At 37.8% G+C, this 15,053-nt stretch carries 30 protein-coding genes and 1 pseudogene; 29 read left to right on the top strand and 2 right to left on the bottom strand.

Going from position 1 to position 15,053, the window contains the following annotated elements:
• Nucleotides 1–5 precede the first annotated feature (5 nt).
• Both FZC76_RS07030 and FZC76_RS07025 read right to left on the bottom strand, forming a co-directional pair.
• Nucleotides 6–1,151 (bottom strand): site-specific integrase, encoded by a 1,146-nt coding sequence (locus FZC76_RS07030; RefSeq protein WP_148987559.1) that lies wholly within the window; start codon nt 1,149–1,151, stop codon nt 6–8.
• 297 nt (nt 1,152–1,448) lie between these two features.
• The gene (locus tag FZC76_RS07025; RefSeq protein ID WP_148987558.1) at nt 1,449–1,802 is read right to left on the bottom strand and encodes a helix-turn-helix domain-containing protein; all 354 of its coding nucleotides are present in this window, start codon (nt 1,800–1,802) and stop codon (nt 1,449–1,451) included.
• 251 nt (nt 1,803–2,053) lie between these two features.
• On the opposite strand from FZC76_RS07025, the gene FZC76_RS07020 reads away from it, so the two are divergent.
• The 29 genes and pseudogenes from FZC76_RS07020 to FZC76_RS06890 all read left to right on the top strand — a co-directional run bounded on the left by FZC76_RS07020 (nt 2,054) and on the right by FZC76_RS06890 (nt 15,004).
• On the top strand, nt 2,054–2,245 hold the full coding sequence (locus FZC76_RS07020) for a helix-turn-helix transcriptional regulator (RefSeq protein ID WP_187441984.1): 192 nt from the start codon (nt 2,054–2,056) through the stop codon (nt 2,243–2,245).
• A gap of 36 nt (nt 2,246–2,281) precedes the next feature.
• Complete coding sequence (locus tag FZC76_RS07015) at nt 2,282–2,491, top strand: helix-turn-helix domain-containing protein (protein WP_148987556.1); 210 nt, start codon at nt 2,282–2,284, stop codon at nt 2,489–2,491.
• A gap of 21 nt (nt 2,492–2,512) precedes the next feature.
• Nucleotides 2,513–2,779: a hypothetical protein gene (locus tag FZC76_RS07010; RefSeq protein WP_148987555.1), complete on the top strand. Its 267-nt coding sequence runs from the start codon at nt 2,513–2,515 to the stop codon at nt 2,777–2,779.
• A 39-nt stretch (nt 2,780–2,818) separates the two neighbouring features.
• Nucleotides 2,819–3,151, top strand: coding sequence for a hypothetical protein (locus FZC76_RS07005; RefSeq protein WP_148987554.1), 333 nt, complete (start codon nt 2,819–2,821; stop codon nt 3,149–3,151).
• A 201-nt stretch (nt 3,152–3,352) separates the two neighbouring features.
• Complete coding sequence (locus FZC76_RS07000) at nt 3,353–3,544, top strand: hypothetical protein (protein ID WP_148987553.1); 192 nt, start codon at nt 3,353–3,355, stop codon at nt 3,542–3,544.
• 261 nt (nt 3,545–3,805) lie between these two features.
• Nucleotides 3,806–4,066, top strand: a complete 261-nt coding sequence (locus tag FZC76_RS06995) for a YqaI family protein (RefSeq protein ID WP_262372474.1) — start codon at nt 3,806–3,808, stop codon at nt 4,064–4,066.
• Nucleotides 4,067–4,170: 104 nt separating this feature from the next.
• Nucleotides 4,171–5,709 (top strand): AAA family ATPase, encoded by a 1,539-nt coding sequence (locus FZC76_RS06990; RefSeq protein WP_148987552.1) that lies wholly within the window; start codon nt 4,171–4,173, stop codon nt 5,707–5,709.
• Nucleotides 5,690–6,145, top strand: a complete 456-nt coding sequence (locus tag FZC76_RS06985) for a hypothetical protein (protein WP_148987551.1) — start codon at nt 5,690–5,692, stop codon at nt 6,143–6,145. The genes FZC76_RS06990 and FZC76_RS06985 overlap by 20 nt, the downstream gene beginning before the upstream one ends.
• Nucleotides 6,145–7,044, top strand: coding sequence for a RecT family recombinase (locus FZC76_RS06980; protein WP_148987550.1), 900 nt, complete (start codon nt 6,145–6,147; stop codon nt 7,042–7,044). Before FZC76_RS06985 ends, FZC76_RS06980 begins: the two co-directional genes overlap by 1 nt.
• Nucleotides 7,045–7,237: 193 nt before the next feature.
• Nucleotides 7,238–8,143 (top strand): replication protein, encoded by a 906-nt coding sequence (locus FZC76_RS06975; protein ID WP_148987549.1) that lies wholly within the window; start codon nt 7,238–7,240, stop codon nt 8,141–8,143.
• Complete coding sequence (locus FZC76_RS06970; protein ID WP_148987548.1) at nt 8,136–8,435, top strand: replicative helicase loader/inhibitor; 300 nt, start codon at nt 8,136–8,138, stop codon at nt 8,433–8,435. Before FZC76_RS06975 ends, FZC76_RS06970 begins: the two co-directional genes overlap by 8 nt.
• Nucleotides 8,419–9,720 (top strand): replicative DNA helicase, encoded by a 1,302-nt coding sequence (dnaB, locus tag FZC76_RS06965; RefSeq protein WP_148987547.1) that lies wholly within the window; start codon nt 8,419–8,421, stop codon nt 9,718–9,720. The genes FZC76_RS06970 and dnaB overlap by 17 nt, the downstream gene beginning before the upstream one ends.
• Nucleotides 9,710–9,922: a hypothetical protein gene (locus tag FZC76_RS06960; protein WP_148987546.1), complete on the top strand. Its 213-nt coding sequence runs from the start codon at nt 9,710–9,712 to the stop codon at nt 9,920–9,922. Before dnaB ends, FZC76_RS06960 begins: the two co-directional genes overlap by 11 nt.
• A 2-nt stretch (nt 9,923–9,924) precedes the next feature.
• A complete protein-coding gene (fbpA, locus tag FZC76_RS06955) occupies nt 9,925–10,095 on the top strand; it encodes a Fur-regulated basic protein FbpA (RefSeq protein WP_148987545.1) in 171 nt (56 codons plus the stop codon).
• Nucleotides 10,089–10,382 carry a pyrophosphohydrolase domain-containing protein gene (locus FZC76_RS06950; protein WP_148987544.1) on the top strand — a complete coding sequence of 98 codons (294 nt, stop codon included), beginning with the start codon at nt 10,089–10,091 and terminating at the stop codon, nt 10,380–10,382. Before fbpA ends, FZC76_RS06950 begins: the two co-directional genes overlap by 7 nt.
• Nucleotides 10,379–10,945 carry a hypothetical protein gene (locus FZC76_RS06945; protein WP_148987543.1) on the top strand — a complete coding sequence of 189 codons (567 nt, stop codon included), beginning with the start codon at nt 10,379–10,381 and terminating at the stop codon, nt 10,943–10,945. Before FZC76_RS06950 ends, FZC76_RS06945 begins: the two co-directional genes overlap by 4 nt.
• Before the next feature lie 2 nt (nt 10,946–10,947).
• Complete coding sequence (locus FZC76_RS06940) at nt 10,948–11,403, top strand: hypothetical protein (RefSeq protein ID WP_148987542.1); 456 nt, start codon at nt 10,948–10,950, stop codon at nt 11,401–11,403.
• 13 nt (nt 11,404–11,416) lie between these two features.
• Nucleotides 11,417–11,485 (top strand): annotated as a pseudogene (locus FZC76_RS06935) (dUTP diphosphatase); the annotation flags it as partial.
• 141 nt (nt 11,486–11,626) lie between these two features.
• Nucleotides 11,627–11,794, top strand: coding sequence for a DUF6906 family protein (locus tag FZC76_RS22930; protein WP_187441983.1), 168 nt, complete (start codon nt 11,627–11,629; stop codon nt 11,792–11,794).
• 81 nt (nt 11,795–11,875) lie between these two features.
• Nucleotides 11,876–12,079, top strand: a complete 204-nt coding sequence (locus FZC76_RS06930; RefSeq protein WP_148987541.1) for a hypothetical protein — start codon at nt 11,876–11,878, stop codon at nt 12,077–12,079.
• A gap of 43 nt (nt 12,080–12,122) precedes the next feature.
• Entirely contained in the window at nt 12,123–12,494 is a 372-nt protein-coding gene (locus FZC76_RS06925) for a hypothetical protein (RefSeq protein ID WP_148987540.1), read from the top strand.
• A gap of 10 nt (nt 12,495–12,504) precedes the next feature.
• Nucleotides 12,505–12,726, top strand: a complete 222-nt coding sequence (locus FZC76_RS06920) for a hypothetical protein (RefSeq protein ID WP_148987539.1) — start codon at nt 12,505–12,507, stop codon at nt 12,724–12,726.
• A gap of 43 nt (nt 12,727–12,769) precedes the next feature.
• Complete coding sequence (locus FZC76_RS06915) at nt 12,770–12,997, top strand: hypothetical protein (protein WP_148987538.1); 228 nt, start codon at nt 12,770–12,772, stop codon at nt 12,995–12,997.
• Between the two features lie 16 nt (nt 12,998–13,013).
• Nucleotides 13,014–13,193, top strand: coding sequence for a hypothetical protein (locus FZC76_RS06910; RefSeq protein ID WP_148987537.1), 180 nt, complete (start codon nt 13,014–13,016; stop codon nt 13,191–13,193).
• A gap of 1 nt (nt 13,194) precedes the next feature.
• Nucleotides 13,195–13,545, top strand: a complete 351-nt coding sequence (locus FZC76_RS06905; RefSeq protein ID WP_148987536.1) for a KOW domain-containing RNA-binding protein — start codon at nt 13,195–13,197, stop codon at nt 13,543–13,545.
• Between the two features lie 59 nt (nt 13,546–13,604).
• On the top strand, nt 13,605–14,057 hold the full coding sequence (locus FZC76_RS06900) for an ArpU family phage packaging/lysis transcriptional regulator (RefSeq protein ID WP_316246594.1): 453 nt from the start codon (nt 13,605–13,607) through the stop codon (nt 14,055–14,057).
• 32 nt (nt 14,058–14,089) lie between these two features.
• On the top strand, nt 14,090–14,314 hold the full coding sequence (locus tag FZC76_RS06895) for a hypothetical protein (protein ID WP_148987534.1): 225 nt from the start codon (nt 14,090–14,092) through the stop codon (nt 14,312–14,314).
• A 235-nt stretch (nt 14,315–14,549) separates the two neighbouring features.
• Entirely contained in the window at nt 14,550–14,711 is a 162-nt protein-coding gene (locus tag FZC76_RS22925; protein WP_187441982.1) for a hypothetical protein, read from the top strand.
• Nucleotides 14,708–15,004 (top strand): HNH endonuclease, encoded by a 297-nt coding sequence (locus FZC76_RS06890; RefSeq protein ID WP_148987533.1) that lies wholly within the window; start codon nt 14,708–14,710, stop codon nt 15,002–15,004. Before FZC76_RS22925 ends, FZC76_RS06890 begins: the two co-directional genes overlap by 4 nt.
• Nucleotides 15,005–15,053: the final 49 nt, after the last annotated feature.

Genomic DNA, 15,053 nt, shown 5'->3' with positions numbered 1-15,053 from the left:
CCACATTACTGCATTTTAGAAAGCTTTTCAGAAAATCTAAACATCGTGTCTTCTTGCATATCCGAAGTAACATGTGAGTAAATGTCCAATGTGATCTTAACATTTGAATGGCCTAATCTTTCTGAAACGATTTTAGGATTTACTCCAAGCTTTAATAACAATGTAGCGTGTGTGTGTCTTAGATCGTGGAACCTTATATCTTTGACTCCACTTTTTTTTATGAAAATCTTAAAAGGTTTGTTAATTGTAGAGGGTCTAAAAGGTGCACCATCTTCTCTGCAAAATATTAATCCGTTCTGCTGGTATGCTGCACCTAAACGTAATTTATTACTATTGTTTTTTAAAATTTGTTCCTTTAAAATGGAACATAAGAGATCATCAATAGAGATTTGCCTATAAGAAGCAAGAGTTTTCAATTCACCAGTTGAGACTCCTGCTTTTTTTGTTTCTATAACGCTCTTTCGAAGATTTAACTTCTTAGCTTCGAAATCCACGTCTTGTTTTCTTAATCCTAATATTTCACCTTTTCTCATTCCGGTATAAGCAGCCACAGTGAATATCCTGTAGTAAAATGGATTATCTCTGAACCCGTCTTTATAGGTTTTAGCGAAATTCAAAAAAGCATTTAATTCTTCAAAATCCCAGGTATCAATTTTCCCTCGGGAATCTTTGGGCTTCGTTACATTTTTGAAAGGGTTTTTTTGAATCAACTCCAAAGTAACAGCACCATATAAAATATAATTTGTGATAGAGAACACCTTATGCGCTGTGGACTGTTTCATAATTGATAAAAGGTGCTTGGTGAAGGCTTGTCCATGAACCGGCTTAATGTCACTTAATTTATAGTGACCTAAAAACGGAATGATGTGATTTTTAATTTTTGAATAATATTGTTCTTCTGTTGTCACCTTTAGTCGGTGTTTGTGGTTATCAAACCATTCCCAAGCGAAATCTTTAAATAAAATGTTATTCGGTTCAAAATATGTTCCTTTATCTAATTCATAAATCATTTCATTTAGAGATTTCTCAGCTTCTTTTTTTGTTTTAAATCCACTTCTTGATTTTTGTTTCCTCTTACCTGTGAGTGGATCACGACCTACATCCACGGTGAAACTCCATTTGTCCCCTCTTTTACGAAAATATCCTTTCATTGTTGAGCAGCTCCCTTGTTGTATTTCAAACCAGTACCAACAAGAAGAGTGGATGTTGTTTCTATAATTATTCCTTCTGGCAACTCATCAACTTTGACAACCCTTTTATCATTCATTGAAATACCCCCCCAGGATAATGACCGAACAAAAATACGAACGAGTGTTTGTATTTTCATTTTTGATTATACCCTATTTGGGTATTAGTAAAAGGGGGAATTTGTCGAAAATATCTTGTTCTTTTTCGACAAAGGTGACAAGACACCTTGGTAAATCAATAATTGTATATAATTTACTTAATCAATTTTTGTCATCTAATGTCATTTTATAAAATTTATATATCTTTTTAATTTCCTCTATAGAAATATCATCTTGTTCTACTTCTTTTCTAAAATAAATCCATTCCACATCTTCTTGTTTTAATTCTTCATCTGGTTCTTCTTTAAATTCATCTAAAAAATAACTTATTGGTGTATTAAGAACATCACTAATCTTATTCAAAAATTCAACACTAGCTTTACTCTTTCCAGTTTCAACTTTAGAAATAAAACTTTTAGAAACTCCAACTCGATTCCCTAATTCTTCAGCACTAAGTTTTCTCTCTTTTCTTTTAGTCCTGATCCTCTTCCCAATGCTTTCTTTTATGTGATCCAATTAAATACTCACCCCTTGTTTCATTATCACTCAACAGATATATTATGCGTCACTCTAAAAGAGTTATCAATATTAAAGGCGTTCCTAATATGGAAATAAATTAAATTAGTATTAAATAACTACAATAAATTTCATACGAATAAAAATAAAATTAAATAAAACTAAATAAAATTGTTGACTTATAACTCCACCGGGTTATAATAAGGTTAAGTAAACCAATAACTCAACTTTATTAGAAAGGTGGTTTCTTGTTGGGAAACAACATCAAAGAATTACGCGAAGATTTATCCTTGAGCCAGAAGGATCTTGCAAGAAAATTAAAGATTTCTGAGTACTATATGAACAAAATTGAAAACGGCAAAGAAAACCCCAGTGTCAGATTAGCGATTCGAATGGCGCACATCCTTAATTGTAGAGTTGAGGATTTATTTTTCGAAAATTAGTCAACCTATGGGTTAACAAAGAGGAGGGTGCAACTTATGATAAGTCAGGAAGTTAAAGACAAGTATCCAATCATGATGACAGCGAAACATGTTTCTGAAATTTTAGGAGTAAGTTATCACTACGCATATGAAGTGATGAAGCGAAAAGATTTTCCGGTATTCCCTGTAGGGAGACATAAGAAGGTAAACCGAGAAGCTTTCTTTAGATGGATTGAGGAGCAAAGTCATAAGAATTCAGCTATTTAAAAGGGGGACTTTTAATTGAAATTGTATGAATACCACTACATTATCGGTGATGACATTGTAATCCATCAAGGGTTCATCACCGCCACATCTGAACCTATGGCAATGAAACGTCTGGAAACAGAAGTACACCCTAAAGTGAAAGCCTGGGATCGTGTTCATGCAGCACAAAGAAAGTGTGAATGTGGAAGTGATGATGATGTGATTAACTACGTTGTTGGAAATATCACACATATTGAGTGTAGAAAATGTAGGTTTAAACACATCATCCAGATGAAGAAAGCCAGGTAATCGTAGACAGATACTACTCAATTAAAAGGAGGAAGTAATGTGAATGAAAAAGTTATTTACGGTTCAAGCGAATTAAGAGCTAAGTTTGACGGGGAAATTGTTTCACTTGAACAAGAACTTGACGGTGAAGTAGCGAATCAAATATTTATGTATGAAGATGAATTTGAAAGTGTTTTCGAGATTGTTAAAGGCGTATCAGTAAAGGAACTAACAAGGATTATAGCAAGAAATTTAGTCGCATGGGACACTTCAAAAGACAAACGAGAAGGGTTGCTTCCAGAAGTCTATTTATTCAACAAGCATATTTACAAACTATTAACTGGTGAAGAGTATTACAAACATAAAGCTGTTAAGAAATTTAATATCGAATAACGAACAGTCCGATGAAACGCTCCAGAAACTTGGAGCTCTTCTATAGAAGGACAAGCTAGGAGGTGAAAAATGATTGCTTTGCTCGGATTTACTTCACTCATGTTGATTGCTGGTATTAGCTTATGGGCTGTTGAAAAGCTAGGTTGGTCTGATCGCATTGTGAAGTTGGTGGAGAAGTTATAGAAGGAAGGGGGATTGAATATGGCAACAACCTATCAAACTGTAACAAAGAAAGACTACTTATCTCTTATTAACACAATTGGAATAGGTGTTCAGGTGAAGGAGCTCTACTTAGCACAAGGCATGAAGGATATGGCGGATTATATAGCAAGTCAACTAGAAGTTTTATACATAAGGAAAGCATTGATTAAAGAAGCATTAGAACAAAAATAAGCAGCTTAGTGCTGAAGACACTAAACTGCCGTTCATACTACTAAATACGAACAATTGTTATTTTAACACTGTGGAAGTGTTGCGGCAAGTCTTCTGTATTGCCGCACTGTCTTAGACGAAGGATGGTTAGGTCCACCCCTTACCTGACTGTCTGCCCTCTAGGATAGTGCGGTGCTACAGACACCAATTTAATCATCTTAGTACATATTATGCCGGGAAGGAGGACAAGTATTCCAACTTTTTAAAAAAGGTGGTGGGAAAATGCAAACGGTAGTGAAGAAATGCTGGTTATGTCATAAAACATTTGAAGTTATGGAAGATGAGGAATATGACCACATTTGCCCATATGGATGTTACGAAAAGGAAGCTGATCAGCATGAAGGAAATGATGCTTGTGGGGATGAGGTGAAAAAAGGTGATTATATCCTCATCCACAATGGAGAAACAATCCTAGAATCGAATGCCATTGATTACCTAGTGGATATTCTAGGAGCCGAAAGAAAAGTTGCTGGAGAAAATTAAAAACCCACTTGTAGGAAAGTGGGCCATAAAAGGAATTTCGGATAAATCTTACTGGTTGTAAAGATTCTATCGGAATTCCTCTAAAAAATCAAATGGAGGTAAATATGAAACGGATCTCGTTTATCGAAATAGAATTAACGAATTTTAAAAACCACACATCTTTAAAGGTGGTTCTCAGCGACATTACTAATATCCATGGCCGCAACGGTGCGGGCAAGTCATCAATCGGTGACGCTGTGACCTGGTGCCTGTACGGGAAAGATGTAATGGGCTCCAAGCTTGAGCCTATGCCTATAGGTACTGACCTAGAGTCTACAGTGAAGCTGCTTATTGAAGTAGATGGCACTCAAATTCTCCTGTCACGTAGCCAAAAGAAAACAGCAAAGTATTACATCAATGAAGTGCCGGAAAAAGCCACAGCATTCAATGAATTGGTTGATTCCCTGTGGGATGAAAAACTTTTCTTCTCACTATTTAATCCGACGTTCTTTTCTAGTCAGAAATGGGATGAACAACGCACTCAACTGCTCCAGTACATCAGCGAACCTTTGAATAAGGAAGTACTGGCTAAGATGGAGAATCTGGACAAAGAAGCATTAGAAGACAACCTGAAAAAGTATTCATTGGATGACTTGGAAAAGGTACATCGTGACCGCTACAACAAAAATGATAAGGCATATGAACGAGCAGCTGAACGATCTTTAACGCTTGAAGAACAATTGAAGAAATACGCTGATTCGAATGTCAATGAACAAGAGCTTATCACTCGAGTAAACACTCTGAAAAAACAAAGGGAAGATCTGGACAATCATGATAAGGAAATCATTCAAAGCAACAATGAACGAATTCGGTTAGAAAGCAAATTGAATGGATTTGCTGATCAGATTGAACGACAGAAGCAATCGGTGAATCGCATTAAGGAAGAACAAATTCAAGAAAACTGCACCAAGTGCGGCCAGCCTCTGGACGAAACTTCTGTCCAAAAGGTGAAAGAGGAAAGACAGAAGAGGTTCAACACAGAGGTCGAGCATGGGAAAAAGTTGGTGCAGGAAAGGAATGCTATCCAAACTATCCTCTCCGCTCTTCCTGATAAAGTTCAAATCGATACAAGTGAAAAAATGAAAATCGATGATGAAATCATGCAGATTCGTTTTCAATTGGATGCAGCTAGCCGTATTGCTTACTTGGAAAATGAAATCAAAGAGGCGCGCCAGCAGACAGAGGCTATCCGGAAAGACCGTAATGAATCACAACGCATTGTGGAAGCAATTAAGAAGTTCCGGACCATTCGTTCTGAGTTGATGGTCAGTAAGGTGGACAACCTCTTTACCAAGATCACTGTGAAGCTATACGAAAAATTAAAGAACGGGGAAGAGAAAGCCACCTTCGAAATCGAAATGGATGGTAGACCTTACAGCAAGCTTTCTGCTGCTGAAAAAATTAAGGCAGGTCTGGAACTGATTGAAGTTCTTTCCCAGCAAGCTGATATCATATCTCCTACTTTTGTGGACAATGCGGAGTCCATTCTTCAATTCACTTCACCGCCCGGTCAGCTAATCGTTGCGAGAGTGGTAGATGAGGAGTTTAGTATAAAAACAGTTTCTTTGAAGGGAGAATCGTCCGTTGACCCATCAGATAACTAATCAGCACTTGCAATTTGTAGGAAAAGCGAAAGATGCATTTCAAAATAACCCTTTATTAGAAACGTACAGGGACCATCCAAGAAGCGAAATGATTGCCCTTCGAATGGGCGCTGACAGGGATTGTGTTCATGTTTTTGAACTAGGTGACGAGGTTGCTAACTTTGTTCAACAGATGGATCCGCAACCAGGACCAAGAAAAGAAGTAAGAGAGTTTGCTCAGGCAATGGAAATAATGCTTGCTTTAAACGAACAGAAAGGGCATTGGAAAAATGAACACTGGCAATTTTTAAAACGTGAGTTAAGTAAAAATTATCACAGATTAGTAACTGAATTACTGAAAGAAGATCATGACAAGTATGAAATCACTTTAAGATGTGCCAACATAGCTAATTTCGCAATGATGATTTCAGATAACTATGGAGGAGGAAGATTGTAATGTCAAAAAATCAACTTGCGCCAATTAGAACTGATGAATTCGAGAATTACTTCACTCAAAAGGAACTGGACATTGTAGTAAACAGTATTGCGAAAAATGCTACAAACGAGGAACTTGCTTTGTTTATCCAAATCTGCAAAAACAATGGTTTGGATCCGTTTAAAAATCACATTTATTTCATCAAGTATGGCAACCAAATGAGTATCCAGGTTTCGGTAGAGGGAATTCAGTACCTTGCACAGCAGCGTGACGATTATCGAGGTGTTACCACTCAATTGGTCCATGAAAATGATGATATTGAATTTGCGGTAGATGAAAATACACAGGAAGTAAGAGTGGTTAAACATGGAATCAAGTTCCCTCGAGGTAAAGTAGCTGCATGCTATGCCATTGCTAGACGAGAAGGTTTTCCAGATAAGTTAGTAATTATTGAACGTGAAGAGGTTGAGCACCTTAGTAAAAAATCGGGTAGTCAATGGAACACATACTTTAACGACATGTTTAAGAAACACGTTTTAAAAAGAGCGCTTAAGGCTCAGTTCGGGATTGACGTTGACGATCAGGACCAACAAGAAATAGAACCATATCAACCTCGTCAACGAGTAGATATTACTCCTGAAGATAATAAATCTATTTCAGTTAATGAAGGAGAAGTAATTGACGCAGACGATGCTTTGGCTAAAACATGGGCAGAGATTCAAAACATCGTAAATGACCGGGGTGTGAGTAAAGAAGATTTAAAGGATTATATCCAAGAGAAGTTCCAGAAGAAAAGCAAGGAGCTTACCCTGCAGGAAGTTGTGGCTCTTAAGAAAATGCTTGATTACGATTTTCCTAAGCAAAAGCCAGCAGCAGAAGAAATGAGTTTTGATGATTTTGAGGGCATGGAGCTGGAGTAATTTGAGGTACCATATTCAAATTCCGTACATCTATAAAGGGCTATCTGGTGGTCATAAGAATTTGTATGTTCGTTATATTAAAGGTTTTATGTCTAGATATCATCCAGACCTCAAAGAAAAGAAAATCATTCCGAGAGGCGAGAACAAAGCTGACATATTAATTTGTATCAAGAAATATGGGGGGTGAAGGGACTTGGCTAATGTTCAAGTGGAAAATGGCTACATAAGAATTGCAAATGAGCTGATGGATGAAATTATCAGACGGGATTTTTCTAAGCGACAAATAGCCATCCTTCACCTCATTATCCGATTGTCGTATGGATGCAATAAAAAAGATTGCGTGATTGATAAATTAAGTGATTTTGAAGTCGCTGGCATCCATAGGAGCGATATAAAAAAAGAACTCCATTATTTAAAAGAGGCAAATGTTATTGACTGGAATCAAGAAGGTAAAAAGTTTTCGTTTAAAAAAAACTACGAACTTTGGCACATAAACCCTAATAAAGGATGGAACAAAAATAGGGTGGATCAGTTAGTTCATTTCAATCTAAAAAACAAAAAAGTTGGTAAAACACCAATCGACTTAGATGACCTAGTTGGTAAAACACTAACTTTTTTAGGGGTTAAAGTTGGTAAAACACCAATTGAAAAGTTGGTAAAACACCAACTCCAAGAGACCGTAACCGATTGGGAGAGTAAGGACGAAGGCGCCCTTAAAGACATTATTAAAGACATTTTTTTAAAGACAAATAAAGAGGAGGAGGAAAGAAACACTGTGAAGAGGATTTTAGAACTCCTTCAAAAGAGCAAAATCGTAGGGGAAAAAGACATAAATGATTTTCTTAGGGATGACATAAATGATGTCTTTGAGAATTTTGGTTTCATTGATCCTCAAATGATGATTGAAGAGGCCATTAAAGAATCAGCAAGAGGAAACGGAAAGACTTGGTTGTTTGTCTATAACAAGTTAAGAAAGTGGAAAAAGGAAGGAATCAAGTCAGTGGAAGATCTGGAACACTTTCAAGTAAATATCAAGTCCCATAAGAAAGCCAATAATGTGGACTATGATGCCTTAGCAAAGGAGTTTGAGAATGAATAAAAAGGAAGTCTTGGAGATTATCCAACTAATTGAAAAGATGTACAACAATCCTTTTACTAAAAACATTTTGCCTTCTGAGCAACAAATTAAAATCAAAACAATTGCTGAAGCATGGCATGAATTCTTAGAAGACCAAGATTTCAACCAGGTAAGGTCCAAGGTGAAAAAACATGTATTAACAAGCAAGTTTCCACCTACCATAGCGGACCTTTACGAACTGCCATCTGAATCAAAAGTAAATCATGAACATCTTGCTTTCATGAGGAAGTTACGGAGTGGATCGCGTGATTAATTACGAAGCTGAATGCGCCATATTGGGTTGTATCTTAATCGATAGCACCATCATGTCAGAAATCACCTTGAAGACAGAGCACTTCCAGCACTATCAAAACAAAGAGCTGTTTATCGCTATGAAAGAAATAGCCGATAAGGATCAACCAATCAATGCAATCACAATAATTGAACAGATCGGCCGGCATAACCTAAACAGGATTGGAGGGACTGCACACCTTTCCCTTTTGAAAGAAAGCGTTCCTTCCGTACATGGGTTTAAAAACTATGAATCATCAGTAATTGAAGCTTGGAAAAAGATTAATATCCACAATATTTTAAAGCCTGTTGTGGATAATCCCGAATTCAATACTACCGAGATTCAAAAAGTAATTAAGCAGCTAAATGACATTGACAAGACTGGCACCAAAGAGAAATTTGATTTAAATCAGCACCTAGTCCAGATGTACGAATTACCTCTTATCAAAGTAGAGAAGGGATATTCCGGAATCCCGAGCGGGTTCATGGATCTGGATGATATGACGGATGGATTCCAAGATGAAGACAGTATTATTTTCGGAGCCCGACCAAGTATGGGAAAAACGGCTTTCATACTAAACATTGCTGCCAATGCAGGATTTAAAGGAGCTATTCCAGTCATATTCTCACTAGAAATGAGTGCAGAAAGCCTGATCAAACGGATGTTATGTCTTCTTGGAGGAATCCAAGGGATAAAGGCAAGAAAACCATATCATTATTTCGATGACAACGATCGCCAGAACTGGGTAACAGCAATAGGAATTCTGGAAAGGATTAAACTTCAGATATTCGATAAGACCGGACAAACCATTAACGAAATGAGAGCGCATGTACGTGACGTGAAGAGGGAGAATCCGGATAAGAAGATCTTGGTCATGATTGATTACCTCACGTTGATAAAAGCCGAAGAAAGCCACAACGGAAATGCACATCTACAAGTGTCTGAGATTAGTAGCAACTTGAAAGGAATGGCCAAAGAATTTAAGTGCCCGGTCATTACACTTGCCCAACTGTCTCGTGGTGTAGAACAAAGAGCCAACAAAAGACCTGTTATGTCAGACCTACGGGAAAGCGGCAGTATCGAGCAGGATGCTGACATCATCGGGTTTCTATACCGAGATGAATATTATGATGCTGAGTCGGACAAGAAAAACATCCTGGAAGTAGACATTGCCAAACAACGGAATGGACCTACTGGGAAAGTGGACATCTACTACAACAAAGAGACCCAACGGATGCGGGATCTACATCAAAAAAATGCAAATTAGAGAATGGTATTTAGATGCTGTTGATTACAACCAAGAGTCCCTTTTATTACTCCTAGATTTCCTCATTTATGAAAAAAAGGTGCTTGCCATGGATGATGATGAAGAAAAGTTGCGATTCTACTTTCAGGAAAAGTTTCGCAATAGGATGAATGAGCATTTGAAGGAATATAAAGAGCGGTTAGAACTGCAAACAGGAGGTTAGTGATGCGCTTAATGCAACTGGTAGAGGAGGAGAAAAAAACGCTTATCCACAGGCTTATCAACATGGGGTATACCCGAACACCGGACGGAAAAGATCTGCAGAAACTTACTTTAACAGAGGTTAACGCCATTTATCAAAATCAAAAACGGAGAGAGGAGTTGGGAATATGCTAATAAGTAAACTTTGTCACGAGGCCCATGAAACTGCCAAGAAAAAAGGATGGTACGACCAGCCGATTGAAACAGCTACGCAACTCGCACTGATTCATAGTGAGGTTAGTGAAGCACTTGAAGCTGATCGCAAAGGAACAGAGGAAGAATTCGCTGAAGAATTAGCGGATATTTGCATCCGGGTATTCGATACCGCTGGTAGTAAGGGGATTGACCTGCAGCACCATATCCTTAGAAAGATGGAGCTCAACAAGCACCGCCCTTATAAACACGGAGGTAAGAAATATTGAGATTCGTAGGAATTGACCCATCTACTAAAACGGGATTTGTTGCTTTAGATGAACATGGTGAGGTAATACGAGCAAAAGAACTAACCGGGGTTGGTTCAGTTGATCCAAAAAGAATGATTACTCTCATTAACGAGGTAATATCTCACATTCAGCCCGATGATATTATCTGCATCGAAGGATTCCCCTTCAGTACGCAAAAAGCCATGTTTGCAGGGGGATTGCACCACGGCATAAGAAACGAGATTTACAAGCGGAAATTAAGCTATTACGAGGCAGCGCCAAATGCAGTAAAGAAATTTGTAAATATAACCGGTTGGGAAGGGGAGAAAGGTAGCAAGAAACGCCTGACGGGTCCTCAAAAGAAAAAGGCAATCATGAAAGCCGTTGAAGAGCACTTTGGATTTACACACAGAAGTGACAATGTGGTAGACGCCTACATCTTAGCTCATGTTGCACGTCTTTCATGGATAGTCAAAGAGGGCATTGACGGATTTGAAAACAGTGGAACTCTACCAACCTATCAATATGAAGTAGTCTATAAAATCTTAGAAGGAGCGTGCTAAGCATGCAAGTAACTGTAAAAGCAAACTTCAACAAACAGACGAAGGACAGCAAGAAAGAACTTATCCAGTTTTACGTGAAAGGCGATGACGAGAAAAAGCAGGAGCTTTCTCAAATGACTCGTGAAGTAGTGGAGCTGCAGATCGAAGGTGTGGAAGAAAAACTAACTTGTGAATTCAGCAAAACTACTAAGGATGGCAAAAAGACCACCCTTGAATTCATCGTGAAAGGCGATACTTCTGCAGAGCAATCTTTCAATTTTTACAAGAAAGCTGGCTCAGATGTGACGTTGCATATCGTGGAATCTCAAATGAGTATCGATGAGTTTAACGAATCTCATGACGGAATCAAGTACCAGGTTGAAAAGGATGGAACCGCAAAGGTGGAAGATGGCCAACTTAGCCTGGATGAATTCGAGAAAGAGGAAGAATCAGAATCTAAGCTGCAGAGGGTGAAATAATGGATTTACTTGGGAGGAAATAGAAAAAGCCTATTTCGAAAAGAACAAAGTAAATCATGAGAGACAGGCCAATGGATATTAAAGTCATCAAGGTTAAAAACGGTGTTCCTACTGTTATTGAGTGGAACGGCCAGAGGTATCAATTGCAAGCACCCTAACCAAATTAAAAGAGGTGGAAAAGGGGGCAACTAAGGTTGCTTCCTCCTCTGGAAGGAGAAGGTTTATGAAACATGGCAAACGTCCTACTAAAGCTCAAAAGATTTTAATGGTTAAAAACAACCTTAATCCTGCTGACTGGCTGATCGTGAAGAACTTGGACCATGAAATGCATGTTGTTAATCGTTTCTCAAGTGAAATCAGAGTCTTATTTAAGGAGATCCAGCATGTTTGAGATTATCTGCATTTTAGTTTTTGTTTATCTCATCACCATTGGACTTGATTCTAGTTTAGAAGATTAGGAGGTTAGTCAGTCATGTGTAAGAAAACTACCAGGCACTATGCAGTCTACAAGGGTGATGAGTTCATTTGTGTAGGGACTGCAAAAGAATGTGCTGATTATATGGGAGTCAGTGAGAAGAGTGTTCGGTTTTTATCCTCTCCTACCCATAAGAAGAGAATGGAGGCCAGCAACGGTACAGACTACAAGATTGCCATTGCTCTGGAAGATGAGGATTAATGGATAGTCGACTCATAATGCGAAATAAAGGAGTAGTGGAAAAATGGAATTTATTAAAAAGTTAGTTGAAACTGATGGTAGTTTGAAAATGAAAGAGTACGGTCAGCCTATTGGTACTTATGAAGATATGGGTTTTAGGATGTTTAAACAAGTGAAAATTTCGGATGAAGTTGGGTTATCAATTCAAGCTAGTTACGGTCATTATTGTTCACCACGAAAGACTTTACCGTTAGAAATGTATTCTTCAATGGAGTTAGCAATTTTCAAAGATGGTGAATTTGTAAGTGTTCAAGAAGTAACTGAAAACAAGGAAGTTATCTCAGAACTAAGTGAACATTATGAAGGAACAGTTTATGGCGGTGTACCAGTGGAAACACTTGAAAAGCTTTATAAAGATTTAATTGGTATTGCATAATACGAGAAGAATGTTTAACAAACATCTGACTCAAACGGTGCAACAGGAGGCAATTGTTATCAAACAATATGACAAAGGGTATTTAGATGGTCAACTTGATAGTGCTGAAAATGAATTGGAGATACTTCTTAGGATTAAAGAGGACTCCAATGAGATTTGGCACAAAAACAGTATTTTAATAACCAGAATTAGGGATACGGAAGATTTTTTAAAGAAGCATGGTCGTTACTGAACAGTTCGAAGATATAGCACAGTAAATCCAAGAGGGTGACTTTATGGAAAATAAAGAGTACCAAGAAGCAATTGAACAAGTAAGGGGTGCTTTTGAAGAACTTGTTAAAGCTTTCAATAAAATATTTGATGCTTTGAAAGATTTATTTTCTGATATAAGTGGAACTAAACCGGGAAAATCTCATCAGTACAACCCTATGAAAGTAAAGGTTTTGAAAGATCAAGTGATAGACAGAAAGCCTAAGTTAGTAAATATACGGAATAACTGTTAAGAAAGGAGAAGAATTCATGATCGGTAAAGTAACTGTCTGGTACATGACTGAGGAAGAAAGACAGGATTACATCAAGAAACATCCTATTGGTCCTAAAGATGAGATGGATAAAAAGGTACCAAAGGGAACAGCTTTTGCAGACATTAACACTTTAACTAGGAATGACCGTAGCAAAAGAACGGAGAGGAGGTTCTAGTTTGAAGCGAGATGATTCATTAGATTCTTTAGTTTATGCTTACCAGCACAAAATACAAATGGATAAACAATCAGCTTTTCCTTACAAAGAAGGTGATTGGGTAGAAGTTATCGGAGTCGGAGAAGGTTATAATGGTATCAAGGGCTACGTATTGGAATTGGACGAAGTTAAAAAGAAAGTCAAAGTAAGATGCTTCAACGGTTCAAAAGAGAATACAAGCGTAATCGTGTGGATGTATCAAGAATTCCTAAAACTTTCACCGGTTCATGATGAAACAAAAAAAGAGCTAATTGACCTAGCTCTCGATTTGAATGACGCTGTATGGTTCTATGACCTTGTGGAAGGAAAATAAAAAAAGCCAGGATCGCTCCTGACCAAACCTAACTCATTATATCATAGGAGGGGATCTTGGTGTCTCAATTACAGTTATTCAAGTTACCGAAGATAAATAGAAAAGAAACTCAGAAGAATGTTGAGCAGGCATTAGAACTGTATCGTTATTATTTACTAACGGTCCCAGAAGAGCGTCTGCCGAAAGTCACCGCTTCTTATTCACTTGTTACACCTTCTAACACCAATGAATTCAATTCCTCCACCGAGAATGCTGTAATCCAGAAGGTAGACTTTGAGATAGCAAGAGACAATCATCTTGGGCGTATAAGAAAAGCAGTGAACCGGCTGACGAAACAAGAGAGGCAAGCAGTCATCATGAAATACTTTGGTGATGATGAGCTATTTGATTATGAAGTTTACAATGAGTTGGGTATGAGTGAGACTTACTACCACCAGAAGTTTAAGCCGAGGATATTCTATAAGTTAGCATTCATCTTACGGATAGAGGTATTCGAGTCAGTTGATAAATGACCAAAACTATGCAACGAGGAGTGAAAACTGTAATGTTATGTGGAAACATCATTACTATAATATCTTTTTTCTTAATTTTGCTTTTAGTTATTTGTTGCGTTGGAAAAGGCGGTTCACTTCATCATTCAAAAGCTAAAGGAACATTAAGATTGATACAAGGTATTTGTATGAAATGCAATGGTGTTATTGATAGGGACAGAGTAGTAGGAGATAAGCCAACAGCTAGAATTTATTGCAAAAAATGTTTAGGAAAGTGATGTGCATTCCGAGAACACATCACCAGACTTACGAGGATTGATTCTAACGAATGATTACACCACAACCTACACCTAACTATTCAAACGAATTCAAAACGTTTAGAAAACGATTTAAACACGAATGTAAAATGAGCATTAGGCTTTAAAAGAGTTATTATGGTATTAACGAAATATATCAAAGAGGCGTTCCTTATCTGTGGAGTGCCTCTTTTTATTATGCCTAGAGGGTGATGATATGAGGATTGCTGACCGTTTACCTGATGATCAGAGGCAGAAACTCCAAGGTATGAACAAGAAGAAAAGGAAACGCAAGCCTGAGAAGGTCGACTGGCATGACATTATGGGGATGAACAGGGATACATTCAAGCGTAGTAAGGGAGCTATCAGAAGAAGATGAAGACTGTCCACCCATTCTACCGTTCCTCACTGTGGACGAAGAAGCGTGACCGCATCCTCAGACGAGACAACTACGAATGTAGACAATGCAAAAGGTTCGGACGGTGCACAGCTGCTACTACTGTCCATCACATCTATCCATTAGAGACTCATCCTCAATACAAGTTGCTATCCGAGAATCTTTTATCTCTATGCAACAAGTGTCATAACCAAATGCATGACCGAATTACAAACGAGCTAACGGAAAAAGGAATTCAGTGGAAAGAGCGTACAAATATCCCCCCCACCTTTTAAAATTTTTTTGAAAAAGTACAGGGACCGAAGGGGGCAACTTTTTCCAATA

This window comes from Sutcliffiella horikoshii (assembly GCF_008180725.1).
GTDB classification, from domain to species: Bacteria; Bacillota; Bacilli; order Bacillales; family Bacillaceae_I; genus Sutcliffiella_A; species Sutcliffiella_A horikoshii_B.
The sequence above is the reverse complement of the archived record's forward strand: the minus strand, read 5'-3'. Positions and strand labels throughout refer to the sequence as shown.

What these genes read in the sequence shown, in the direction of transcription:
- FZC76_RS07030 (WP_148987559.1), bottom strand. Translation starts at nt 1,151, where the DNA reads ATGAAAGGATATTTTCGTAAAAGAGGGGACAAATGGAGTTTCACCGTG.
- FZC76_RS07015 (WP_148987556.1), top strand. Translation starts at nt 2,282, where the DNA reads ATGATAAGTCAGGAAGTTAAAGACAAGTATCCAATCATGATGACAGCG.
- FZC76_RS07000 (WP_148987553.1), top strand. Translation starts at nt 3,353, where the DNA reads ATGGCAACAACCTATCAAACTGTAACAAAGAAAGACTACTTATCTCTT.
- FZC76_RS06995 (WP_262372474.1), top strand. Translation starts at nt 3,806, where the DNA reads ATGCAAACGGTAGTGAAGAAATGCTGGTTATGTCATAAAACATTTGAA.
- FZC76_RS06990 (WP_148987552.1), top strand. Translation starts at nt 4,171, where the DNA reads ATGAAACGGATCTCGTTTATCGAAATAGAATTAACGAATTTTAAAAAC.
- FZC76_RS06980 (WP_148987550.1), top strand. Translation starts at nt 6,145, where the DNA reads ATGTCAAAAAATCAACTTGCGCCAATTAGAACTGATGAATTCGAGAAT.
- FZC76_RS06970 (WP_148987548.1), top strand. Translation starts at nt 8,136, where the DNA reads ATGAATAAAAAGGAAGTCTTGGAGATTATCCAACTAATTGAAAAGATG.
- FZC76_RS06960 (WP_148987546.1), top strand. Translation starts at nt 9,710, where the DNA reads ATGCAAATTAGAGAATGGTATTTAGATGCTGTTGATTACAACCAAGAG.
- fbpA (WP_148987545.1), top strand. Translation starts at nt 9,925, where the DNA reads ATGCGCTTAATGCAACTGGTAGAGGAGGAGAAAAAAACGCTTATCCAC.
- FZC76_RS06950 (WP_148987544.1), top strand. Translation starts at nt 10,089, where the DNA reads ATGCTAATAAGTAAACTTTGTCACGAGGCCCATGAAACTGCCAAGAAA.
- FZC76_RS06940 (WP_148987542.1), top strand. Translation starts at nt 10,948, where the DNA reads ATGCAAGTAACTGTAAAAGCAAACTTCAACAAACAGACGAAGGACAGC.
- FZC76_RS22930 (WP_187441983.1), top strand. Translation starts at nt 11,627, where the DNA reads ATGAAACATGGCAAACGTCCTACTAAAGCTCAAAAGATTTTAATGGTT.
- FZC76_RS06930 (WP_148987541.1), top strand. Translation starts at nt 11,876, where the DNA reads ATGTGTAAGAAAACTACCAGGCACTATGCAGTCTACAAGGGTGATGAG.
- FZC76_RS06925 (WP_148987540.1), top strand. Translation starts at nt 12,123, where the DNA reads ATGGAATTTATTAAAAAGTTAGTTGAAACTGATGGTAGTTTGAAAATG.
- FZC76_RS06920 (WP_148987539.1), top strand. Translation starts at nt 12,505, where the DNA reads ATGTTTAACAAACATCTGACTCAAACGGTGCAACAGGAGGCAATTGTT.
- FZC76_RS06915 (WP_148987538.1), top strand. Translation starts at nt 12,770, where the DNA reads ATGGAAAATAAAGAGTACCAAGAAGCAATTGAACAAGTAAGGGGTGCT.
- FZC76_RS06910 (WP_148987537.1), top strand. Translation starts at nt 13,014, where the DNA reads ATGATCGGTAAAGTAACTGTCTGGTACATGACTGAGGAAGAAAGACAG.
- FZC76_RS06895 (WP_148987534.1), top strand. Translation starts at nt 14,090, where the DNA reads ATGTTATGTGGAAACATCATTACTATAATATCTTTTTTCTTAATTTTG.
- FZC76_RS22925 (WP_187441982.1), top strand. Translation starts at nt 14,550, where the DNA reads ATGAGGATTGCTGACCGTTTACCTGATGATCAGAGGCAGAAACTCCAA.
- FZC76_RS06890 (WP_148987533.1), top strand. Translation starts at nt 14,708, where the DNA reads ATGAAGACTGTCCACCCATTCTACCGTTCCTCACTGTGGACGAAGAAG.